At 64.2% G+C, this 23967-nt stretch carries 19 protein-coding genes and 1 pseudogene; 8 read left to right on the top strand and 12 right to left on the bottom strand.

Annotated features, from left to right (window positions below; all coding sequences use genetic code 11):
* Positions 1-271 precede the first annotated feature (271 nt).
* Positions 272-812, bottom strand: a pseudogene (def, locus tag DYST_RS20325) (peptide deformylase).
* A 299-nt stretch (positions 813-1111) separates the two neighbouring features.
* On the opposite strand from def, the gene DYST_RS20320 reads away from it, so the two are divergent.
* The 5 genes from DYST_RS20320 (at position 1112) to DYST_RS20300 (ending at position 7772) form a co-directional block, all read left to right on the top strand.
* Complete coding sequence (locus DYST_RS20320; protein ID WP_239947929.1) at positions 1112-4102, top strand: hybrid sensor histidine kinase/response regulator; 2991 nt, start codon at positions 1112-1114, stop codon at positions 4100-4102.
* A 13-nt stretch (positions 4103-4115) separates the two neighbouring features.
* On the top strand, positions 4116-4625 hold the full coding sequence (locus DYST_RS20315; protein ID WP_239947927.1) for an ATP-binding response regulator: 510 nt from the start codon (positions 4116-4118) through the stop codon (positions 4623-4625).
* Positions 4626-4764: 139 nt separating this feature from the next.
* A complete protein-coding gene (locus DYST_RS20310; protein ID WP_239947925.1) occupies positions 4765-6840 on the top strand; it encodes a carbon starvation CstA family protein in 2076 nt (691 codons plus the stop codon).
* 10 nt (positions 6841-6850) lie between these two features.
* Complete coding sequence (locus DYST_RS20305; RefSeq protein ID WP_102300726.1) at positions 6851-7045, top strand: YbdD/YjiX family protein; 195 nt, start codon at positions 6851-6853, stop codon at positions 7043-7045.
* A gap of 211 nt (positions 7046-7256) precedes the next feature.
* On the top strand, positions 7257-7772 hold the full coding sequence (locus tag DYST_RS20300) for a DUF2127 domain-containing protein (protein ID WP_199178846.1): 516 nt from the start codon (positions 7257-7259) through the stop codon (positions 7770-7772).
* 22 nt (positions 7773-7794) lie between these two features.
* Here the strand turns inward: DYST_RS20300 and DYST_RS20295 are convergent, their stop codons facing one another.
* The 7 genes from DYST_RS20295 to xerD all read right to left on the bottom strand — a co-directional run bounded on the left by DYST_RS20295 (position 7795) and on the right by xerD (position 16234).
* Positions 7795-8694 (bottom strand): DMT family transporter, encoded by a 900-nt coding sequence (locus tag DYST_RS20295; protein WP_239947923.1) that lies wholly within the window; start codon positions 8692-8694, stop codon positions 7795-7797.
* Complete coding sequence (locus DYST_RS20290; RefSeq protein ID WP_239947922.1) at positions 8691-9596, bottom strand: glycosyltransferase; 906 nt, start codon at positions 9594-9596, stop codon at positions 8691-8693. Before DYST_RS20290 ends, DYST_RS20295 begins: the two co-directional genes overlap by 4 nt.
* 47 nt (positions 9597-9643) lie before the next feature.
* On the bottom strand, positions 9644-10024 hold the full coding sequence (locus tag DYST_RS20285; protein WP_239947920.1) for a hypothetical protein: 381 nt from the start codon (positions 10022-10024) through the stop codon (positions 9644-9646).
* Between the two features lie 7 nt (positions 10025-10031).
* Positions 10032-10388, bottom strand: a complete 357-nt coding sequence (locus tag DYST_RS20280) for a hypothetical protein (RefSeq protein WP_239947918.1) — start codon at positions 10386-10388, stop codon at positions 10032-10034.
* Between the two features lie 30 nt (positions 10389-10418).
* Positions 10419-14279: a phosphoribosylformylglycinamidine synthase gene (gene purL / locus DYST_RS20275; protein ID WP_239947916.1), complete on the bottom strand. Its 3861-nt coding sequence runs from the start codon at positions 14277-14279 to the stop codon at positions 10419-10421.
* A 158-nt stretch (positions 14280-14437) separates the two neighbouring features.
* Positions 14438-15187: a DsbC family protein gene (locus tag DYST_RS20270; RefSeq protein WP_239947914.1), complete on the bottom strand. Its 750-nt coding sequence runs from the start codon at positions 15185-15187 to the stop codon at positions 14438-14440.
* A 105-nt stretch (positions 15188-15292) separates the two neighbouring features.
* Positions 15293-16234, bottom strand: coding sequence for a site-specific tyrosine recombinase XerD (gene xerD / locus DYST_RS20265; protein ID WP_428993931.1), 942 nt, complete (start codon positions 16232-16234; stop codon positions 15293-15295).
* Positions 16235-16269: 35 nt separating this feature from the next.
* On the opposite strand from xerD, the gene DYST_RS20260 reads away from it, so the two are divergent.
* From DYST_RS20260 to DYST_RS20250, 3 genes are all read left to right on the top strand, one after another.
* Entirely contained in the window at positions 16270-16770 is a 501-nt protein-coding gene (locus DYST_RS20260; RefSeq protein WP_239947912.1) for an RDD family protein, read from the top strand.
* A gap of 42 nt (positions 16771-16812) precedes the next feature.
* The gene (locus DYST_RS20255) at positions 16813-17556 is read left to right on the top strand and encodes a class I SAM-dependent methyltransferase (protein WP_239947910.1); all 744 of its coding nucleotides are present in this window, start codon (positions 16813-16815) and stop codon (positions 17554-17556) included.
* 96 nt (positions 17557-17652) lie between these two features.
* The gene (locus DYST_RS20250; protein WP_239947908.1) at positions 17653-18906 is read left to right on the top strand and encodes a polyhydroxyalkanoate depolymerase; all 1254 of its coding nucleotides are present in this window, start codon (positions 17653-17655) and stop codon (positions 18904-18906) included.
* 1056 nt (positions 18907-19962) lie between these two features.
* On the opposite strand, the gene DYST_RS20245 is transcribed toward DYST_RS20250, so the two are convergent.
* The 4 genes from DYST_RS20245 to DYST_RS20230 are packed head-to-tail and all read right to left on the bottom strand — an operon-like array spanning position 19963 to position 23886.
* Positions 19963-20979: a TMEM43 family protein gene (locus DYST_RS20245; RefSeq protein ID WP_239947907.1), complete on the bottom strand. Its 1017-nt coding sequence runs from the start codon at positions 20977-20979 to the stop codon at positions 19963-19965.
* A gap of 28 nt (positions 20980-21007) precedes the next feature.
* Complete coding sequence (locus DYST_RS20240) at positions 21008-21859, bottom strand: MBL fold metallo-hydrolase (RefSeq protein WP_239947905.1); 852 nt, start codon at positions 21857-21859, stop codon at positions 21008-21010.
* 3 nt (positions 21860-21862) lie between these two features.
* Positions 21863-23590 (bottom strand): gamma-glutamyltransferase, encoded by a 1728-nt coding sequence (gene ggt / locus DYST_RS20235; RefSeq protein WP_239947903.1) that lies wholly within the window; start codon positions 23588-23590, stop codon positions 21863-21865.
* Positions 23587-23886, bottom strand: coding sequence for a YfhL family 4Fe-4S dicluster ferredoxin (locus tag DYST_RS20230; RefSeq protein ID WP_102300737.1), 300 nt, complete (start codon positions 23884-23886; stop codon positions 23587-23589). The genes ggt and DYST_RS20230 overlap by 4 nt, the downstream gene beginning before the upstream one ends.
* Between the last annotated feature and the right edge of the window lie 81 nt (positions 23887-23967).

Below are 23967 nucleotides of genomic sequence, written 5' to 3'. Positions count from 1 at the left end.
GCTTCGGTGTTTGGTTTTAGCGATACGGTGATCTAGCTCGCCTGCCGCGGGCTTCCGTCCTCCGGCAGGAGGTCGAAACGCCCGCTGCGTAAGCGGCCTGATCGCGAGAACGCACGAGGCAACGACCAATCATTGATGACACTGAACCCTGGCCCTTGCCCCCTTTTATGAGGTGCGCCGAGATGACGGCTCCGTTGGAGCAATGCGGCGAGCACCCACCCCTCACCCCAACCCTCTCCCCGAAGGGGAGAGGGAGAAAAGCTGCGGAGCGTTACTCGTCCGCCCCCGGATCCATCCCCGGAAACAACACCTCAGTAAACCCAAACTTACTGAAATCCGTGATCCGCGACGGATACAACCGCCCGATCAAGTGATCGCACTCATGCTGCACCACACGCGCATGAAAACCCTCCGCCGTGCGATCGATCTGCACACCCTTCGGGTCCACGCCTTGATAGCGGATCAGCGTGTAGCGGTTTACCGCGCCGCGCAGGCCTGGCACGGAGAGGCAGCCCTCCCAGCCCTCCTCCATGTCCTGCGACAGCGGCGTAATCATCGGATTAAGCAAAATGGTGCGCGGCACGGCCGGCGCGTCCGGATAGCGCTCAGAACTGTCGAAACCAAAGATCACCAATTGCAGGTCCACGCCGATCTGCGGCGCAGCCAGGCCCACACCGCCAGCGTCATGCATGGTGTCGAACATGTCGGCGATCAGTGCGTCTCAGTTCGGCACTGCCGATCATCGTGTCGGGCACCAGCGGGGCCACGCGCAGCAGGCGGGGGTCGCCCATCTTCAGGATTTCGCGGATCATGCAAACCTCGTCGGGACCGGGTGCCGGACTGGGGCTGGGGTGGCCCGCGGGCTGTTCCGGCAGATGCGGCGACTTATACCAGCAACGCCGGCAGATCGCCGGTTAAGCCGCGTGATGATTCCATCAGCGCCGCCACGCGACGCTGTTCACATCCTGGCTCCCGCCCTCTGGGAGAATCCTCTCATTGCTTCAACACACACCTGGGGAATTGACGTGCCACCATCCACGCTGCCATCCGTGCTTCCGCGCCCGGCATTGCCGGTTGCGCGGACGTGTGGCAGCCCCAGCCGTGAGGCCACGTGGTGCTGGTAGCACTGATCCTTCAGGCCGCGCTGGCCGTGTCCGCGCCGGCCCCCATGCCATGGACGGAACCGAGCTTCCGCAATTACGGCATACCCGAGGGCCTGCCCAGCAGCAATATCGATGCGCTGGCGATGGACCACGACGGCTACCTGTGGGTGTCCACGGAATCCGGCGTTGCCCGCTATGGCGGTGGTGGATTCCGCATATGGCGGCACGATCCGCGCGACTCGGGCTCGATCCCGGCATCCCCGCTGGCCACCCTGTTCGTCGATGCGAGCGGCCAGCTCTGGGGCGGCGGGCAGGAAGGCTTGGTGCGCTACGACCCCGCCCACGAGAACTTCCACTACTGGCGCAACAATCCGGCCGACAACACCTCCCCCAGCAGTGACGATGTGACGGCACTGGCGCAGGGCACGGATGGATCGCTGTGGGTCGGGCATTTCGATGCGGGCCTGGACCGCATGCGCAAGGATGGCCGCGGTTTCGACCATGTGCGGAGCAACCTTGCCGATCCGGACAGCCTTGTATCGGACGTGATCTACGCGCTGCTGGCGGATGCCGATGGCAGCGTATGGGTCGGCGCGAAAGGCGGCGTGGACCATATGCTGTCGGACGGGCGCATCCGCCACCTGCCGTTCGAGCGTCCGGACAACGAGTATCGCGACAAACCGCTGCGCGCCTACGCGTTGCGACGCGAGAACGGCACGCTGATGATCGCCACCAGCTTTGGGCTTTACGCGCTTGGCGAGAATGGCGTGGCCAGCCTGGTGGCGCCGGACGAGCTGCCGCAGCAGGAGGTGTCCTCCACCGCAACGGACCGCACGGGTCGGCTATGGGTGGGCTTCAACGACGGCTTGTACGTACGCCAGGCGGACGGACACTTCCAGCATGTGCAGGCACGTCCCCTGCTCCGGCATGGCCTGCCCGACGGCAACGTCTACAGCCTCGTGCTCGATCAGGAAGGTGGTTTGTGGATCGGCACCATGAACGGCTTGAGCTACCTGCCGCCCGACTGGGCCGACATGCGGTTCTTCACGCATATACCGGAAGCCCCGGAGAGCCTGGTGCCAGGCATCTACAACGCGGTGGCGGCGAGCAGGGACAACCACCTGTGGGTGGGCGGCAAGAACGGTGCAATCGACCGGATCGACCTGTCCACCGGCAAGGTCGAACACCTGCCGTTCCACATGCCGCAAGGCAAGAATGTTTACAGCATGGCGGAAGACGCCACGGGGCGGCTGTGGTTCGGCTCGGTCAGCACGCCCTACCTGCTGGATCACGGCAAGGTCACTGAGCTCGAAGGGAGAAGGCCCGAGCGTGTCGAATTCGGCGACGACGGCACGGCCTACTTCGAAAAGCCCGATGGCGTCATCGCGGTCGCCCCGGATGGCAAGCGCATGCGCCCCTTGCTGCTCGATCCCAAGGCCGAGGAGGCCAGCGTCAGTGATCTGCGCTGGTTCGACCATGCGCTGTGGGTCGCCACCGCCGCGGGCCTGTTGCGCTGGGAACCCGGCGACCTGCGGGCGCGTTTCGTGGCCGGCGTGCGCCAGGGCAACATCGGTCAGATCGACCTGCGGGACGGACAGCTATGGACGCTCGACGGCGAAAAGCTGGGCCATTACCAACTGGACGGCGGCAAGGCCAAGTTGCTGGCCACGTATCCGTTGTATCTGCAGCACCCCATTTCCGATGTCCTCAGCATCCGTGGTGACAAGGCTGGGCGAGTCTGGTTTTTCTCGCGCAGCGGCCTGTGGCGCTACGACACGCACACCGACAGAGTGCGTGAATTCGGCCTCGACCAAGGGCTGCCGGACGGACAATTCACCAATGTCAGCATCGCTGAAGGGGCAGACGGCTACGTCTATGCCGCAACCGAGAGCGGCGTGCTTGGCTTCGTCCCCGACAGCATCAATGAATCCTCGCGCATACCGCACGTGGGCCTTGAAGGCGTCAGCGTGCGACGCGGCAGCCGTACGCAACGCCTCGATGGCACGAACGATCATTGGCGCCTGAACTGGGACGACCGTGACCTGACCATCACCGCCCGTGCCGTTTCGTACATCGCGCCCGAACGCAATACGTATCGCTTCCGCCTTGACGGGCTGGACACCGATTGGGTGAGTACCGGCCACCGCGCCGAACGCAGCTTTACCCAGTTGCCCAGCGGCGATTACCAGTTGCGAGTGCAGGCGGCAGGCCCGGACGGCATATGGGGCGAACTGCCAGCGCCACTGCACCTGCACGTCGACACCGCGCCATGGTTGCGTTGGTGGGCATGGCTGACCTACGCACTACTGATCGGCCTGATCCTTACCGCCGTGCTGCTCGCACTGCGTCGCCGTCAGCGCCAGCGCATGCAACTGGAACTGGTGACGCAACAGCATCGTCTCGCGCAAACCGCGAGCGAGGCGAAGACACGCTTTCTTGCTGAGCTGGGTCACGAGATCCGCACGCCGATGACCGGCGTGCTGGGCATGGCCGAGCTGCTGCTGAGCCGCCCGCTGGGCTCGACCGAAAAGCACTACGTGCAGACCATCCAGCGCTCTGGCGAAGTGCTGCTGACGCTGGTGAATGATGCCCTCGACCTGGCGCGCATCGAAGCGGGTCGATTGCAACTTACGCCCGCGCCGTTCGATCCGCGCTCGCTGCTGCGCGACGCGGCCGAGCTGCAGCGCGGCCGCGCCGTGAGCAAGGGCATCGCCCTGCGCGTGGAAGTGGCCGACGACGTGCCGATGCAGGTGCTGGGCGATGCCGTGCGCATCAAGCAGATCCTGCTCAATCTCAGCGGCAACGCATTGAAGTTTACCGAGCATGGTGAGGTCCGCCTCGCGCTGGACATGGCCGCGGGCGACCTGCGCTATACGGTAAGCGATACCGGCCCTGGCATTTCCCCGACCGATCAGGCGCGCCTGTTCAAGCGCTTCGAGCAGTTGGACAGCCCGCAGCGCGGCTCAGGCAGCGGCTTGGGTCTCAGCCATCTGCCGTGAGCTGACGGCTTTGATGGGCGGACAGATCAGCCTGGAATCCACCCTGGGCAAGGGCAGCACGTTCCGAGTGGACCTACCCCTGCCCGCCGTGGATGGGCACGTCGACACCACCGTTGCCGAAGCCGTGGCAAGCGGCGGCCCCAGCCTGCGCCTGTTGCTGCTGGAGGACGACCTGACCGTGGCCGCCGTGATTACCGGCCTGCTGGAAGCCCAGGGCCACCAGATAGACCACGTACCCAATGGCTTGCGTGCCTTGCAGGCGATGGAGAGCCAAAACTACGACGCCGCCCTGGTCGACCTGGATCTGCCCGGCGTCGATGGTTTCAAGTGGGCGCGTCTGGTGCGCTCACGCGAGCAGGATGGCGAACACCTGCCGATGGTCGCCATCACCGCGCGCTCCGGCGGCGATGAGGAAACACGGGCGCGCGAGGCGGGCATGGACGGCTTCCTGCGCAAGCCATTGCACGGTCAGCAGTTGGCGAAGGCACTGGCTGCCGCTATTCGCCCGCCCCAGCTCGCCTGAGCTTCGACGCTGCACTGCCGCACAAGCGTGTGCGCCACACGCATTCGACCAATGGCTAATGCACGTGGGTCCATAATGGCGTTGACCCCAGTGCCACTGGGGACGACCCTTGCGAGGGACTTCCCAGGAGCCAACGCGAATGTCTACGGCCGTCGTCAAACCAAGCCCCGCGGGAAAGATCCTGTGGGCCGCCATCGCCATCGTCGGCGCTTGGTGCCTGGGCGTAGTCGCGCTGCGCCGTGGTGAGCCGATCAACGCGATCTGGGTAGTGGCCGCGAGCATCGCGGTCTTCGTGATCGGTTATCGCTTCTACGGCAAGTTCATCAACGACAAAGTGCTGTGCATGGACCCCACCCGGGCCACGCCTGCCGTGTTGCGCAATGACGGCCTGGACTACGTGCCAACCGACAAGTGGGTGGTGTTCGGCCACCACTTCGCCGCCATCGCCGGCGCCGGCCCGCTGGTAGGCCCCGTGCTCGCGGCGCAGATGGGTTATCTGCCCGGCACGCTGTGGATCCTGTTCGGTGTGGTGTTCGCCGGTGCTGTGCAGGACTTCATGATCCTGGGCCTATCGGTGCGCCGCGATGGCCGCTCGCTCGGCAACATGCTGCGCGACGAGCTGGGGACGGTAGCTGGCGTGGTGGCCATGTTCGGCGTGCTGGTGCTGATGATGATCGTGCTGGCGGTGCTCGCGCTGGTGGTGGTCAAGGCGCTCACGCACAGCCCATGGGGCACGTTCACCGTGGCCGCGACAATCCCGATTGCGCTGCTGATGGGCATCTACCTGCGCTGGCTGCGTCCGGGCAAGATTCTTGAGGTGTCGATCATCGGCCTGATCCTGCTGCTGGGCTCGATCTGGTTTGGTTCGCACGTCGCCGCCTCGCCTACCTGGTCGGCCGTGTTCGACTTCGACGCCAAGTCGCTCGCCTGGCTGTTGATCGGCTACGGTTTCTGCGCTTCGGTGCTTCCGGTGTGGCTGCTGCTCGCGCCGCGCGATTACCTCAGCACCTTCCTCAAGATCGGCACCATCCTGCTGCTGGCACTGGCCATTTTCCTGGCCGCGCCGACGCTGCAGATGCCGGCGGTGACCAAGTTCATCGACGGTACCGGCCCGGTATTCCAGGGCAATCTGTTCCCGTTCCTGTTCATCACCATCGCGTGCGGTGCGGTGTCGGGCTGGCATTCGATCATCGCTTCGGGCACCACGCCCAAGCTCATCGCCAGTGAAGGCGAAGCGCGCATGATCGGCTACGGCGGCATGCTGATGGAGGCCTTCGTCGCCATCATGGCGCTGATTGCAGCGGCGTCGCTGCATCCGGGCGTGTACTTCGCGATGAACTCGCCTTCCGCACTCATCGGCACCACTGCGCAGTCGGCGGCCACCGCCATCAGCCAGTGGGGCTTCGTGGTGTCGCCGGACGAGTTGCTCAACACCGCCAAGAACATCGGCGAGTCCAGTGTGCTCAGTCGCGCCGGCGGCGCACCGACACTGGCGGTGGGCATGGCCCAGCTACTGCACGGCATTATCCCGGGCGAGGGCATGATGGCGTTCTGGTACCACTACGCCATCTTGTTCGAAGCGCTGTTCATCCTGACTACGGTCGATGCCGGCACGCGCGTGGGCCGCTTCATGATTCAGGAGATCGCTGGCCTCGTCCACAAGCCGCTGCAACACACCGAATCGTGGACGGGCAACCTGCTCGCCACCGCGATCTGCGTAGGCCTGTGGGGTTACTTCCTATACCAGGGTGCGGTCGATCCACTAGGTGGCATCAACACGCTATGGCCACTGTTCGGTATCGCCAACCAGATGCTGGCTGCCGTGGCGTTGATGCTGGCCACCGTGGTCACGGTGAAGCTCAAGCGCGAGCGCTATGTGTTGGTGCCGGGCATCCCTGCGATCTGGCTGGTGGTGTGCACGCTCACCGCGGGCTGGGAGAAGCTCAGCGGCCCCATCAGCTTCACCGCCGCCGCGCAGAAGTACGCGCAGGCCGCCGCCGACGGCAAGCTGCTGGCGCCGGCCAAGACGGTGGAGGAGATGCAGCGCATCGTCACCAACAACTATGTCGATGCCGCGCTGACGGGCATCTTCATGTTGCTCATCCTGGCCATGCTGGGCTTCACTATCCGTGCGATGGTCAAGGCATGGGGCATCAACCATCCCACCGCCAACGAAGAGCCGTACGTTGCGCTGGGCTCGGTGACCACCCGTTGAGGGCTCGATCATGAAAGCGAAGCTGCAGGCGATCCGGAAGTGGGCGGTACAGACCGCCCGCCTCTGCTGCGGCATCCCGGATTACGACGTGTACGTGAAGCACCTGCGCGATCATCACCCGGAGCGCCCGGTGCCCAGCTACAAGGAGTTTTTCAGGGAGCGCCAGATCGCCCGTTACAAGGGCACCGGCGGGCGCTGCTGCTGAGAGCTGCCAACAAAACTACTGCGCGACCGTCAGGCGGGCGCTCGCTACGTTTTGTTAGCAACTCTAAGACTCTGCCCAGCCTGGAATCGGCCAAAGACCATGCTCCAGCGGGGCATGGTCTTTCTTGTCTCTGGACGGGACTGGGCAACCGGTGCGCGACCCTTCATGATCACGCGGTGATCATGACTGCTCGTTACCCCCGCGATTCCCGATGACCGAAGCCCACCACCATCCGCATCTCCAGCCGTCGTCGGAGATCGAAGCCCAGCACAGCCTCGGCCTGCGCATCATCGCCATCTACAAGGCGGTGAAGACCGTGTGCCTGATCCTGGTGGCGGCTTTCGCCTTCCATCTGGACCGTGAGCAAAACTTCGAAAAGCTGGTGCACTGGCTGGAGCACCTGTCCCTGACCGACAGCAACGGCCTGCGCTGGCGGCTGGTGGAACTGCTGCAATCACTGGGCCCGAGCAAGTTCGTCGCGATTGGCTTGGTGGCGCTGGCCTATGCAGCCATCTTCGCTACCGAAGGCACCGGCTTATGGCTGCGCAAGCACTGGGCCGAATGGTTCACGGTGATCGCCACCGGCTCGCTGATCCCGCTGGAACTGTACGAGACCGTGCACAAGTTCGCCTGGCTGAAGCTCGGCGCCTTGGTCGCAAACGTTGTGATCGTGGTCTATCTGGTGCGCCTTGCGATGCAGCCGCATCCGCCCAAGCGCAAGGATTGAACCGGCGCCCGCCATAGGGTGCTTAGACTTCGTGGTGCAGCCCTTCCGCTTTCACCGCACTACTGCGCGGCGCCAGTTCGACCAGGTACATCGCTGCCAACACCAGCGCCCCGCCAACCAGCATGCGCCACGTCAGCTCGTCATGGCCGAAGCTGACGGCGAAGCCCGCAGCGAACACCGGCTCCAGCGTCATCACGATGGCCGCCCGCGTGGGTGAAAGATGGGCTTGCGCCCAGGTCTGCACGAGCATCGCGCCCGCGCCGGCCACCAACGCCATATAGATAACGGCTGCCCACGCACTGGTATCGGGTGGCAGTGACGGACCCGATGGCAGTGTCGCCAGCAGGCAGGTCACGGCGATCACGAGCATCTGCACTGTCGACAGCGCAAAGGCACTGCCGGGGCGCGACCACGCTCCCAGCCCCACGATATGCAGGCCATACAGCGCCGCCGATGCGAGCGTGAGCCACACGCCGTAGCCGATGCTGAAACCATGCAGGGCCAACAGGCCGAGGCCACCGACCGCAAGCAGCACGGCGATCCATGTCACGGGCGGCAAGCGCTGGCGCAGCAGCACGGTGCCGAGCAACGGCGTGAAAACAACATACATGCCGGTGACGAAACCACTGATGCTGGCCGAGGTGTGCTCCAGCCCGGAGGTCTGCAGCAATTGCGCGATACCGTATACCGCCCCTAGCGCCACGCCCTGCCACCACTCGCGGCGGCTCAGGCGAAACAGCGAGCGGTGGAACAGCAACGCCATCGACAATGCGGCGATAAGAAAGCGCACGGCGAGAAAATCGGCCACCGCCATGCGGCCCACCAGATCCTTGATCAGGAAAAAGGTGGAGCCCCAGACCGCCGTGACGGAAACCAGCCCCAGCGTGGCTGCCGTCGATGTGCGCGTGCGGGGTTCGCTCACGCGGCGTCCTTCGAACGCTTGCGCTTGGCCAGTCGCCAGAGCTGGCCGGGAATCTGCAGCAGGAAGTGCGACCAAATACCCAGCCATACGGTGGCTGCGACCACTGGTTTGCGCGCATCCGGATCGAACTTGCGGAACCAGCGCCACATGCCGCGATGCTTGTGACGGCTGACGAACACCGGACGGTGGCGACTGGACGTACCCTTGCCGTGAAGCACGCGCACATCACCAGCAAGCAGCACCCGGTAGCCGGCATCGCGCACGCGGCGGCACAGGTCCAGGTCTTCGCAATGCAGGAAGTAGTCTTCGTCGAAACCGGCGAGGTAGTCGAACACGCGGTGCGGCATCAGCATCAAGGCGCCAGACACAGCTTCGGCCTCGATCAGTTCGTGCGGGATCGGACCATCGATGTTGATGCCTTCACCTGCACGCTTGAACAGCGTATTTAGCGCGCGACGCATCAGAGGGTCGCGGCGCCGGGAGGCCGGGTCTGGCGTGCCGTCTTCATCGCAGACCACCGCACCGATCACACCGGCGCGCGGATTGGCCGCCAGCATGCCGAGCAGGCGCTGCAGGATGTCGTTGTCGATCAGGCAATCGGGGTTGAGGATGAGCAGCGATTTACCGTGCGATTGCGCGGCGCCGCGGTTCATCGCCGGACCAAAGCCGAGATTGGCGTGGTTGTAGATCACACGCAGCCGCGCGTCGTTCTGGTGAGCACGCGCGATCGCCTGCGGAATGCCGTCGGACGAGGCGTTGTCGACCAGGATCATCTCCAGCGGCACGTCGCACGCGAGCACGCGCCGTACGCAATCGCGCAGGCTGGGGCCGCTGTCGGCCGCCACCACGATCACACTGACCGGCAACACGGAAACCAAGGAAGAAGATACGTCGGTATTCACAACCACCACTATGCGTTGTCCAGTACGTCGAGGGATGATTCCGGCACTTACCGCCGTTCCTGCCCTAGCACTTCATGCAAGGCAGTCGGCACACCGTTGCTACCCCGCGCCAACCATGGCTGCTCGCCTTCCCAGCCACTGAGCTGCCACCCCATCAAGCGGTGCGTGTGACCGCTCCGCGTGTCCCACAGTACTTCACCGCGTCCGCCCGGCAGGTTTGCGGCAAACCATCGACCGCCAGGGCTGAAGCAGTAGCGCGGGCTGGCCTTGTCGATAACCTTGCCTTGCGCGAATAAGTAACGTCCACGCCCTTTACCCGTGGACTCGAACCGCGCTGGCCCAGCGGCATCCGCGAACAGGCCCGCGGCCTCCTGCCAACGCGCCCACGCCAGTTCGATGATGTGTGCCGGCGGCCCGACGGATGCCATGGCCAGCTCACTCCATTCGGGTGAGACCTTCAGCTTGCGCGGTCCGCTGCACGCGGTGATCGAGCAGCGACTCCATCAACACCACCAGCGAGAAACCCACCAGCGCACCAAGCAGTGCCGCGCCCCAGGCGATCAGGTCACCGCCCAGCGCGCGCTGTACCGCGAACAGCAGACCCGGCAAACCCCAGCGTAGGGCACGACGACACAATTCCGCGTAGTGAACGATGCGCCGGTCGAACAGCACCGCGCCAAGCACCGACAACACCACCAGCGACAAGCCCATCCACCAGGGCAACAGCGCGACCACACAGGTCCACACCGCTGCCGGCAGTGTCCGCACGAACCAGCGCGCGACCGTCGCCACGCTAGGGATACCTAGCGCGGCGAAACGACATCAGCCGCACCACACCCGTGCGTTGCGGAACATGCGCATCCACGGCGAATCCTCGCCCCACTTTTCCGGATGCCAGCTCATCTGCACGCTGCGGAACACGCGTTCCGGATGCGGCATCAGGATCGTCACGCGGCCGTCCGCGGCAGTGAAACCCGCAAGGCCGCCCGGCGAACCGTTGGGATTCAGCGGGTAGTCTTCGGTCGGCTTGCCGCGGTTATCGACGTAGCGCGCCGCAGCACCTGCCTTGGCCGGGCTGCAGCTGTACGGGAAGCTCACGCGGCCTTCGCCGTGCGCTACCGCCACCGGAATACGCGAACCGGCCATGCCCTTGAAGAAGATGCTCGGCGAATCGAGCACTTCCAGCGTGGCGACGCGCGCTTCGTACTGCTCCGACGCGTTGCGCAGGAATTTCGGCCAGTGCGCGGCACCAGGGATGATGTCCTTGAGCTGGCTCATCATCTGGCAGCCGTTGCACACGCCCAGCGCAAAACGCGAGGCGTCAGCGAAGAACGTGCTGAACTCGGCACGCAGGTATTCGTTGTAGAGGATGGACGTGGCCCAACCACGACCCGCGCCAAGCACGTCACCGTAGGAGAAGCCACCGCACGCGGCGAGACCGCGGAAGTCCGCCAGCTTGATGCGGCCGCTGGCCAGGTCGGACATATGGACGTCCACGGCCTCGAAGCCAGCACGCGTGAACGCGGCGGCCATTTCCACCTGTCCGTTGACGCCCTGCTCGCGCAACACCGCCACGCGCGGCTTCGCGCCCTTGGCGATATACGGTGCAGCGATGTCTTCGTGCGGCTCGAAGGTGAGCTTCGGCGTGATGCCGGGGTCGGCATCGTCCAAACGCCACTGGTTCTCCGCATCGGCGGAAACCGGGTTGTCGCGCAAGCGCTGCATGGCGTGGCTGGTTTCGTTCCACGCCTGGAACAGCGTGCGCCAATTCCACTTGAACAGCGTGTCGCCATTCTGGAAAAGCTTGATGCCCAGCTTTTCCTTCGGACGACCGATGCGATACGCCATGCTGGTCAGGCCATGCTTGACCAGCAGCGACTCGAACGCTTCGCGGTTGGCGGTGGCTACCTGCACGACGGCGCCGAGTTCTTCGTTGAACATCGCGCGCAGCGTGGCTTCTGCCCAACCGTCCAGATGGATTTCCAGGCCGCAGCGACCGGCAAACGCCATCTCTAGCAGGGTCACGATGGCGCCACCGTCGGAGCGATCGTGATAGGCCAACAACAGGCCGCCCGCGTTGGCTTCCTGCACGAGGTCGAAGAACGACTTCAGACGCTTAGGGTCGTCCAGATCTGGCGGCACGCCGCCACCACGATTGAACACCTGCGTCAGTGAGGAACCGCCCAGGCGATCACGGCATGCGCCGAGGTCGAGCAACCACAGTTCGGAATCGCCGTGATCAAGGCGCAGTTGCGGCGTCAGCGTGCGACGCACGTCGGTGACGCGCGCAAAGCCGGTGATGACCAGCGACACCGGCGAGACGGTGCGCTGCGTGGTGTCACCGTCTTTCCACACGGTCTGCATGGACAGCGAGTCCTTGCCGACCGGAATGGAGATATCCAGTTCCGGGCACAGCTCCATACCGACAGCCTTCACGGCGTCGAACAGCGCGGCATCTTCGCCCGGGAAATTCACGGCAGCCTGCCAATTCGCCGACAGACGTACTTCGCCCAGCGAAGCGATCGGCGCGGCGGCGAGATTGGTGATGGCTTCGCCGACAGCGAGGCGCGCGGCGTCCGGGCTGCTGAGCAGCGCCACCGGCGCACGCTCAGCCATCGCCATCGCCTCGCCGGTGTAGCCGTCGAAGTCGGTGATGGTGGCGGCGCAATCGGCCACCGGTACCTGCCACGGAGCGACCATCGGGTCGCGCGCATTCAGGCCACCCACGGTGCGGTCACCGATGGTGATGAGGAAGCTCTTGCTGCCAACGGTAGGCAGACGCAGCACACGCATCAGCGCTTCGTCCATGCTGATGCCGGTAAGGTCGGGCACCAGATCAACGCGCGGTTTCAGGCGCTTGGCGTCACGATGCATGCGCGGCGGCTTGCCGAACAGCACATCCATCGGCAGGTCGATCACCAATGTGTCGGTGCGCGGATCGTTCACCACCAGGCGGCGCTCAGCGGTCGCATCACCGACCACGGCATACGGGCAACGCTCGCGTTTGCAGTATTCCTCGAACTCGGCGAGATCGTCGACGCCGATCGCGAGCACGTAGCGCTCCTGCGATTCGTTGCTCCACACCTGCATCGGCGAGAGTGACGGGTCATCGCACGGTACGCGGGAAAGGTCGATGCGACCACCAACGCCGGCGTCGTTGAGCAGCTCGGGAATGGCGTTGGACAAACCGCCCGCGCCCACGTCGTGAACGCTGACGATGGGGTTCTTGTCGCCACGTGCCCAGCAGCTATCGATCACCTGCTGCGCACGACGTTCCATCTCGGCGTTGTCACGCTGCACGGAGGCGAAATCGAGCTCTTTGCTGGACGTGCCCGACGCAACCGACGAGGCGGCGCCGCCGCCAAGGCCGATCAGCATCGCCGGGCCACCCAGCACGATCACCTTGTTGCCGGGCTGCACATCGCGCTTCTGCACATGGCCGGAGCGGATGTTGGCGAGGCCGCCAGCGATCATGATCGGCTTGTCGTAGCCGCGACGCACACCGGCTTCGCCGGTTTCATGTTCGTAGGTGCGGAAATAGCCACCCAGCGCGGGACGTCCGAATTCGTTGTTGAACGCAGCGGCGCCCAGCGGGCCGTCGCGCATGATTTCGAACGCGGTAGCCATGTGCGGCGGCAGCGGGCGATCCACTTCCCACGGACGCGGCAGGCCCGGAATGCGCAGGTCAGACACGGAGAAACCGGTGAGGCCAGCCTTCGGCTTGGCGCCACGGCCTGTCGCGCCTTCATCGCGGATCTCGCCGCCGGCGCCGGTTGCAGCGCCCGGCCACGGTGCGATGGCAGTCGGGTGGTTATGCGTTTCCACCTTGATCGCGTAGTCGACTTGCTCCGAATGCGCGCGCCACACGCCGTCGTGATCCGGGAAGAAGCGCTTGCCCTCGAAGCCTTCGATCACGGCCGCGTTGTCCTTGTAGGCGGACAATGTATGGGCCGGCGAATGCTGGTGAGTGTTCTTGATCATGCCGAACAGGCTCTTGTCCTGAGCCTCGCCATCCAGCGTCCAACTGGCGTTGAACACCTTGTGGCGGCAATGTTCGGAGTTGGCCTGCGCGAACATGAAGAGTTCGGCGTCGCTCGGGTCACGACCCAGCTCGGCGTAGCGCTCGACGAGGTACTCGATCTCGTCGTCGGCCAGTGCCAGACCCAGTTCCTTATTGGCCTTGTCCAGCGCAGCCTTGGCGTCACCGCCCAGCGCGATGTGGACGATAGGACCCGGCTGGCCACCGAGGAACAGGCCCTTGGCCTGATCCAGGCTGGTCAGCACGGACTGCGTCATCGCGTCGTGCAACACAGCCAGTACGGCGTCGTGCTCTGCGGTGCCGGCAGCAGGCAAGCCGGCGACCTGCCAAGCAGTGCCGCGCTCCACGCGGCGCACGTCGAAACCGGCGCCATGCAGGATGTCAGTGGCCTTGCTGGACCAGGGCGAAATCGTGCCTAGGCGCGGAACCACCCACAAAGAGGCGGCCTCCGGCGCTCCCTCCTTGGCTTCCAGCACTTCCAGCAGGCGACGATGCTGCTCGCCCTCCGGCGTGCGGTCGGCGTCGATAAAGTAAACGAACCACGACGCCTGCACCCGAGTGCCACGATGAATGGCCTCCAGGCGTGCGTTCAGACGTTCGAGACGAAAAGGAGAGAGGGCGCTCTGCCCGTCGAGTGCGATCATGCGGGGAACGGGAGGTAGGCGAAAACGCCTATTGTACCCTAAGGAGCATCAAGACTGCCGCGACGCAGCATCCTGAGGACCCCGGCGGCTTGCGCTTGCGCCCAGCCGCCGGAATGACCCAACCGATTGTTTTTGCAGAATACGGAAGGGGGATGGGTTCAGCCGCCAGTCTTCAGCGCCTGCAACAGCTGGTCCGGCGTCACGTAGCCGCCGAGCATGCTGCCGTCTTCACCGATGATGGTCGGCGTGCCGGTAACCCCCAGCTTCACACCCAGGTCGAACTCGTCCTTCACCGGGTTGGGGCAGTTGGTGGCCTTCGGTGCCTTGCCCAGCTTGGCGGCCGAAAAGGCGGCCTTGCGGTCGGCGGCACACCACACCGAAACCATCTCGTTGTAGGTCTGCGTGGTCTTGCCCGCCTCGTTGGTCACGCCTTCACGCGGCCAGGCGATGTATTCCACGGCGATGCCGGCCTTGTTGAAGTCCGCGATGTGCTCATGCAACTGGCGGCAGTAGGCGCAATTGACGTCCGTGAAAACGGTCACGCGATAGCGCGGATTGGCCGGCGCAAACACGATCCGGTCAGCCGCCGGCACCTTGGCCAGTTCGGCCTTGCGGAAATCCGCCCAGCCATCCTCAGTGATGTTCTTTTTCTTGCTCAGGTCGATCAGATCGCCATTGAGCATGTACTTGCCGTCGCTGGACACATAGACCAGATGGCCCGAGGCGATGACCTGATAGAAGCCCGGCATCGGCGCTGGGCGAACCGAATCGACGTTCGCGTTGGGCACCAACGAAAGCAGCGCCTTGCGTACGGTGGCTTCGGGAGCGGCAGCGGCGCCATCGGGCGCAGCACAGGCGTTGAGGGCCAATCCACCGACGCACAGCGCCAGCAACCATTTCTTGAACATCGCGAACCTCATCGACATGCCGCCCCGTCGGGGCGCAGGGGAAAACCCATTCTCTCACAGGCACATGAACGGGTATGTGGGCCGTTTGACACAACGGCGCACCGCTTAACCCCGAGGGTGATGCTGGGCATGCAGGCGCTTGAGGCCCTCTTTCGCTACCAGGGTGTAGATCTGGGTGGTGCTCAGCGCGCTGTGCCCCAAAAGCATCTGCAGCGCGCGCAGGTCGGCCCCGTGATTGAGCAGATGGGTGGCGAAGGAATGGCGCAGCACGTGCGGTGAGATGCGCTTGGGCACGATGCCCACCACCAGCGCATAGCGTTTCACCAGCGTCCAGAACATCTGCCGGGTCATGCCCTCACCGCGATTGCTTAGGAAAAGCGCTGCCGGTTGACGTCCCTTGGCGAGCACGGGGCGTGCGGCGGCGAGATAAGCCTCGATGCGCTCCGCGGCCATTTCACCGATGGGCACCAGACGATCTTTGCCACCCTTGCCGGTGACGCGCACCACACCCTGGCGGAGATTGAGCGACGCCAGTGGTAACTCCACCAGTTCGGACACACGCAGGCCCGAGGCGTACATCAATTCCAGCATGGCCCGATCGCGCAGCCCCAATGTGCTGCCGACGTCGGGTGCATCCAGCAGCCCTTCGATCTCACGCTCGGCCAGGGCCTTGGGCAGGCTGCGTGGCATCTTGGGGCGCTCGATCAGCAAGGTGGGATCTTCGAAACCCGGCTCAGAGCGCACGACGTGCGCGTAGTAGCGGCGGAACGACGACTGCCGCCGAGCCAGTGAGCGCACGGCCACCGGCTGGCTGCCGTGGTAGGCCGACAAATGGTGGCGCCGCGCGCTGTGCAAGCTCTGCCCTTGCGTCCCCAGCCAGCGGGCCAGGCCTTCAAGGTCACGGCGATACGCGTCGAGCGTGCGATCCGACAAGCCGTCTTCGGACCACACGCGCTCGATAAAGGCATCGATGCTGCGACGGTCGGCTTCGGCGATACTGGGTTCTTCGTGCTGCATGGAGGCGATGCTCGCCGTCTGCCTCGCCATGCGCAAGCACTCCACGCCCAACGACATCCATTTCGATGAATGCCATCACCGCAACCGACGTGTATTGCCCGCTGTGGCGTCGCCTGACTGCCCTGCTCTATGACCTGCTCGCCGTGGTGGCGATCGTGATGGTGATGGGCTACGTGTGCCAACGCGTCACCGGTGGCACCGTGGTCAGTACCGACGGGCATGCGCATATCGCCTGGTGGTATCAGCCGCTGCAGGCATTGGTGGTGTCGGCGTACTTCCTCGCGTCGTGGTTGCGCGGCGGACAAACGCTGGGCATGCGCCCGTGGCGCATCCGCGTGACCAATGCTGACGGTCTGCGCATCGGCCCCGTGCAAGCCGTCGTGCGACTGCTGGTGGCCGCCGCCCCGATGCTGCTACTCGCGCTCGCACCGTTGGTCGGCACGCGTGGCGCCGGATGGTCGGCCCTGGTGGCATGGGCCGTGTGGTTCGCCGTAGCTGCATTCGATCCACGAAAACGTGCGATGCACGACGTGGTCGCACGCACCGAATTGCGCTGCATCCGCTGACTTTCACGCCCCGCTCAGCCATCCGGGCGCGAAACTTCGCCCATGCCTACTCTCGCGCCGACGCGCTCTCGCGCAGAAAACGTCAATCGCATCAACCGGAGCTTCTACGAGTCGCTCTGGTCCGGCGCACGGCTGGTTGAGCCGAACCGGTTCAATACTTGGCCACTGGTATCGAAGCTGGTGGCGCAGGCACCGCGTCGCCTCGAGGTTGCACCTGGATTGCGTCCGCGCCTTCCACTCGATGGCACCTGCTTCATGGACCTCAGCGGCGCGGCCATCACGGCACTGCGTACGCGGAACGCCATGGCGACACGTGGGAGCATTACCGCCCTGCCGTATGCCGACGCCAGCTTCGATCTGGTGTGCGCGCTCGACATCCTTGAGCACGTGGTCGATGACGACGGCGCACTGAGCGAACTGACGCGCGTCGCCGATCCACGCGCCGCACTGCTGCTGTCGGTGCCGTTGCATGCGGATGCATGGACCAGTTTCGACGACTTCGTCGGCCACTATCGCCGGTACGAGCCGGGGGACATTGCCGCCCGACTGGCCACGCATGGTTGGCGCATTGAACAAAGCGCGGTCTATGGCATGCAACCCTCTTCACCCACCCTGCTCGCCCTCGGCGAGAAGTACCTCACCCAGCACAGGGAGCGCGCGCTGTGGTGGTACAACCGGGTCTTCATGCCCATCGGCCTGCGCCTGCAGAAGCCGCTGAGCTGGCAGCCCGGGCTGGTGCCATCGACCGGGGTCGACGAAGTGCTGCTGCTCTGTCGTCGCACGTAAGCAACTGATTCATCAGGCACGAGACGATGCGGCAGCGCAGCACGCACCCGCCAAACCGGGTAAGATGATTCCCTCTGACTCCGCCCGGTCCGTCTCATGCTCTATCAGATCCACGAGTGGCAACGCGCCTTCCTCGGCCCCATGAGCCATTACGCCGAAGCCAGCGCGAAGATGCTGAGCGACGTGACCAGCCCCATGTCCCACCTGCCCGGTGCGCAGCGACTGGCCGCCGGCTACGAACTGATGCACCGCCTGGGCAAGGAATACGAGAAGCCGGCCTTCAACCTGCCGCAGGTCACTTCGCACGGCCAGGACATTGCCGTGATCGAACGTGTGGTGCTGGACAAGCCCTTCTGCCAGCTCAAGCGCTTCAAGCGCTTCAGCGACGATCCGGACACCATCGAGAGGTTGAAGAGCGAGCCGACCGTACTGGTCGTGGCGCCACTCTCCGGTCACCACGCCACGTTGCTGCGCGATACCGTGCGCACCCTGCTGCAAGACCACAAGGTGTACATCACCGACTGGGTTGACGCGCGCATGGTGCCGGCCAGCCACGGCGCGTTTCATCTCGACGACTACGTGGCGTACATCGAAGAATTCATCCGCCACATCGGCGCCGAACGACTGCACGTGATTTCCGTGTGCCAGCCGACTGTGCCGGTGCTTGCCGCGGTCTCTCTGATGGCCGCACGCGGTGAAAAGACCCCGCTCAGCATGACCATGATGGGCGGCCCGATCGAGCCGCGCAGCAACCCCACGGGTGTGAACAACCTCGCGACCAACCGCCCGCTCAGCTGGTTCCGCGGCAACGTGATCCATACCGTGCCGCCGAACTACCCCGGCAGCGGCCGAGAGGTGTACCCCGGCTTCCTGCAGCACGCCGGCTTCATCGCCATGAACCCCGGCCGTCACCTCAACTCGCACTGGGATTTCTACGAGAACCTGCTGCGCGGTGACGAGGACGATGCGCAGGCACACCGCAAGTTCTACGACGAATACAACGCCGTGCTCGACATGCCAGCCGAGTACTACCTCGACACCATCTCCACCGTGTTCCAGCAATTCCTGCTGCCGCGCGGCCTGTGGGATGTGTCAGGCGAACGCGTGAAGCCCTCCGCCATCAAGACCACCGCCTTGCTGACTGTCGAAGGTGAACTGGACGATATCTCCGGCATCGGCCAGACCGAAGCGGCGCACGACCTGTGCAGCGGCATCGCAACTGACCGCCGCGAACACCGAGTGGTGGAAGGTGCAGGCCACTACGGCATTTTCAGCGGTCGACGCTGGCGGCAGCTGGTGTATCCGCAAGTGCGGGACTTCATTCGCAAGTTTGACGCGCAGGTGGCGTGAGCGGCTGAAGCTGCTGTTTCGCGTTGTGGCGTTCGCGTAGTTGTAGTTGGCGGATTTGGTGGCGCTCCAGCAAGCCGTGCGCTGTCTCCCTCTCCCCTGCGGGGAGAGGGTTGGGGTGATGGGTGGGTGCTCGCCTTATCGTTTCGATGAAACCGTCATCCCGGCGCAGGCCGGGATCCAGTAGCCGTGGGTATGGTTATCGCCTCGTGCGCTACGGCGACCTGGCCGCTTACGCAGCGGGCGTTTCGATCGTCTGCCGACGACGCGAAGCTAGTCCCGTGGGACGCTCGAGTCACTTTTCTTTGTTGGCCCAAAGAAAAGTAACCCGAAGAAATGGCCTGACAGGCCAACGCCCGTAGCATGTCGATGGGATAAGCCCGAGCGCCTGAGGAACGTTGTGGCTTGGCCACCTTCGCCGCTACACAGCGGGTACTTCCAAGCGCTTCGCAACGCGCCGTGGCGGAGAGGACTTAAAGCAGGTTTCGCTACGCTTCCCGATCGCTGGGGCAAGATAAAGAGGACGCTACGCTTCCCGACCGCTGTGGAGAACTCGCCACGTAACGGCATCGTCCGTCTGCCTCGACTTTGCGCATCAGAGCAGGAGCAACGCGACCTGCCGCGATGCGACGTGCAGCTCCGCTGCACGAGCCGTCGGCTCGGCGCTTTTGACCGTCGGGCCCCCTGTGCGGCGGTGAGGGGTGGACGAAAAGGCCCGCAGGGGAATCGGCACGGATGCCGATCCCTTTTCGCCAGGGCAGGAAGCCCTGTCGAAAAGCCCGGCCGCCCCTCACGGACTGGCCGGCTCTATCGGCCAGCGCCAAGCGGGGGTGCCCTTTCTTTGGGTTACTTTTCTTTGGGCAAGCAAAGAAAAGTGACTCGGCGTCCGGCAGGAGGTCGAAAGCCCGCCGCAGGCGAGCCAGGTCGCGATCACGCTAAAACCAAGGGCAAAGTCACTGGATCCCTGCCTTCGCAGGGATGACGGTAACAACGGTGAGGCTAGATTGCCCCCTCACCCCAACCCTCTCCCCGCAGGGGAGAGGGAGAAAAAGCGCGCTCTCACTCAGCGGTTGCCCGCAACCTCCAAACCGCCACCCCCATCCCCACCAACGCCACCAAAAACCAAACCCCACCCATCGCCATATCCGTCCCCAACCACATCACGCAAGCCACCGCAGACACCAGCAGCAAGCCACTGCCCACAGCGAGCAGCAAGTCATGATGGGTACGCGGGCGCTCAGGCAATAGCAGCAACGCACCAAACATCGCCAACAACACAGCGGCAATGCGGCGCAGCCAGACGTAGGACGGCGGCGACGGAACATCCGGCACGACGTCCGCCAGATCGCGGTCGCCTATCTGAACGTCGAAGCCCTTGCCATCGATGGCACTCGCCGCCGGCACCAGTTCATCGCCGTTGATCTGCGCAAACACGGTCACCACCTGCGGCGGCACGGCTTCCCAACTCACCCGCAGATCGCCCAACCGGGGCTGCTCAGGATGCGCGCTGGTGGTGAAGTAATTCCCATTGAGGGAAAAACTTGCCGCCAGATTCACCGGCAAGGTTTTGATGACGGGCGTGATGAGCGCGCCACCCGGCAACGCATGCAGTAGCGGCGGGGACATAGCGAAGTTGCCGACGCGCGCCTGTCCTGCATCGAACTGCTTGCCTTCGATCGGGAACCGCTCGGGATTCACATGACCAGAGGGCTGTGCAAAACGACGCGAGTCGATCGGGCGATCCACCCAATCCAGTTCGTAATGCACGTCGCCGCCTACGCGGATTTCCCGCCATAGGAACATCTCGACGTGACGGATCATCACGGGCGCACGCGCACGTTGACCGAACTCAGGATCGAAGGGATCTTCCACCACGCGAATGGGGCCAGCGACACGCACGAGGTTGCCATGATGTCCCCGGTCCGACGAACCACCGTCACCCAGATCCACAATCTGTCCACCATGACGATCGGACGCGTGACGATTGTCGAGCAAGCCTTGCTCGGTCGTCACCACCAGTCCCGTGCCCGCCAAGAGCAACAGTCCACCCAGTACGCGTTGCAACCAAAGCTGCATGATCGTCCCCCTCCCCGATGGCGGCTGCTCAGGCCACGTGTTCCCGCATTTCTCGTTGTTCGTCGGCGGTACCGTAGCGCCCGCGTTCGTCGCACACGACGCGCGCTACGGCGCAATCATGGTCATGAGTAAAGAACAGGCGCACGCCGCGCGCCAGCTTGTCATCCAGAAAAGCGCGTTTCTCTTCGATCAGCTTTTCCGGAAAGCGGTCGTAGCCCATCGTGATGGGTAGATGCACCCAGAAGCGCCCCGGAATCAGGTCGGCGCAGAAGACCACGCCGCCCACTTCCGCCAACATCAGGCCGGGTGTATGGCCGTCTGAAAAACTGAAGCGTACCGATTCGCCCAGCGCCCTGGAGTGAGCACCGTCGACCAGTTCGAGCCGGCCACTGGCTTCGAGCAAGGGCTGCAGTTCCGGCACGAACGACGCGCGATCGCGCGGATGCGGTTTCAGTGCGCGGCGCCAGTGCTCTGCACCAACGATATACGTGGCATTTGGAAACAGTAGCCGGGGTGACTGGCCTTCCTCCCACGCTGCGAGCAGGCCACCCGCGTGATCGAAGTGCAGGTGAGACAACACCACCGCATCGATGTCTTCATGTGTAAACCCGGCCTGTGCGAGCGATTCCAACAGCACGTGGTGGTCTTCCAACACACCGTACCGTTCGCGCAACGCTGGCTCGAAAAACGCACCGATACCGGTTTCGAACAATACGTTCTTGCCGTCGAGATCCTTCACCAGCAGGCAGCGACACGAAAGCGGAATGCGATTCTCCGCATCTGGCGCAATCCAGCGCGACCACAGTGCCCTAGGTGCGTTACCGAACATGGCGCCGCCGTCTAGCCTCTGCGAATTACCGGTGAGGGACCAGAGCTCCATGACTTACTGCACCTTGCCCAGGCCCGACTCACGACGCGGATCACTGGCCGCATCGAGCTTGTTGGTCTTCAGATCCCAGGTGACCACGTTCATGTAGCCCCAGGGATTGCGATCCTTGAGCGTGTGGCCCATGCGGGTCAGCGCCTCTGCCGTGGCTGGATCGAACGCACCCGTTTCCACGTCGACGCGATCGGGCATGTATTGATGGTGGTAGCGCTTCTGGGCCGTGATGCCTTGTGCGTCTTTGCCATCGATAAAGGCCAAGATGCCTTCCAACACCTGCGTAATGATGGTGGAGCCGCCGGGCGAACCGATCACGCCGACGCGGTCGGCGCCGAACACGATGCTGGGCGTCATCGACGACAGCATGCGCTTGCCCGGCTCCGGCGCATTCGCCGCGCTGCCCAGCAAGCCATAGACGTTGGGCTTGTTCGGCACCAGCGCGAAGTCGTCCATCTCGTCGTTGAGCAGTACACCAGTGCCTGCGGCGACGAAGGTGGAGCCCATCGTGTAGTTCACGGTGAGCGTGATCGAAGCGATGTTGCCGTCCTTATCGATCACGGAAAAATGCGTGGTGTGCATGCCCGGATCAACGCTGATGCTGGCCGGCAGCATCGACGACGGCGTGGCCTTATCGGCCAGGATGGTCATGCGCAGACCCGCCGCGTAGTAAGGCGACAGCAGCATGTCGATCGGCATCTTCACAAAGTCGGGATCGCCGAGGTAATCGTTGTGATCACGGAACGCACGGCGCATGGCTTCGATGACCAGATGCGTGCGGTGGGCCTCGTCCAGCTTGGCCAGGTCGTAGCCGGAAAGGATGTTCAGGATCTCCGCCACCGCCACGCCACCCGACGAAGCCGGCGGCGCGGTGACCACGCGATAGCCGCGGTAGTCCACGACAATCGGCGCACGCTCCTTGATCTGGTAGCTCTCCAGGTCCTTTGCCGTCCAGTTGCCGCCGGCGGAGCGCACGGCGTCCACCAGCTTCTTGCCAACCTCACCGCGATAGAAACCGTCCGCGCCCTGCTCACCCAGGATCTCCAGGGTGCGGGCCTGGTCCGGATCGCGCCAGGTCTGCCCGGCGACCGGCGGCTTGCCATTGGGGAGGTACTTGGCGACGGAGGCCGGCCAGCGGCCGATGTCTTCCTGGCGCTCGCTAATGGCGTTGATGAGGCGACCGTCCGGCTGGAAGCCGTCGCGCGCCAGGCGGATGGCCGGCGTCAGCGAATCCTTCAACGGCAGCTTGCCGTAGTGCTTAGCCAGCCACGCAAGACCGGCGGGTTCGCCAGGGATGCCTGCGGAAAGCGGCCCGTTAAGCGCGGTATCGCGATTGGGCTCGCCGTTCTTGTCGAGGTAGTCCTTGGTATTCACTGCGGCCGGCGCGGTTTCACGCGCGTCGATGAAGATGTCCTTGCCATCGGATGCGCGATGCAGCACCGCCATAAAGCCGCCGCCGATGCCCGAGCTTTCCGGCTCGACGATGGATAACGTGGATGCCACGGCAATCGCTGCGTCGAACGCATTGCCGCCCTTGGCGAGCACTTCCAGGCCGGCGTCGGTCGCATGGAAATTCGCGCTGGCGATGCCGGCATGGCCGGGACGCTGCGTGATGAGGTGCGGGGAGTTGGCAGGTGCGGGAGCGTTAGCGGGGCGGTTGTCGGCGTAGGCAACGCTGGAGGAGACAAGCAGGGCCAGCAGCGTCACGCGCCAGTTCAACGGATGCTTCATGCGTCGTCCTTTGTGGATGCATCGACCGCTGACGCCGGGGCATCACCACCCAGCGCCATCAGGTGGCGGTACTTGAGTTCAAGCTGATCGTGCGTCTCGGTGTGCGCGGGGTCGATGATGATGCACTCGACCGGGCATACATCCACGCACTGCGGTTCGTCGTAGTGACCGATGCACTCGGTGCACAGCGACGGATCAATCACGTAGTACTCCTCGCCCAGCGAGATGGCCTTGTTCGGACAAGCTGGTTCGCAGACGTCGCAATTGACGCAGGTATCGAGGATTTTCAGGGACATTCGTTGAGTTTACATGCTGGGCGCCGGTGATGCGCCGCAAGAAACACCAAGATGGATGCGCTCTGGAAAAACAAAAGCCCG

The sequence above is a fragment of the Dyella terrae genome (assembly GCF_022394535.1).
GTDB lineage: Bacteria > Pseudomonadota > Gammaproteobacteria > Xanthomonadales > Rhodanobacteraceae > Dyella.
Note: the sequence above shows the minus strand (reverse complement) of the source record. Positions and strands in the feature narration are given on the sequence as shown.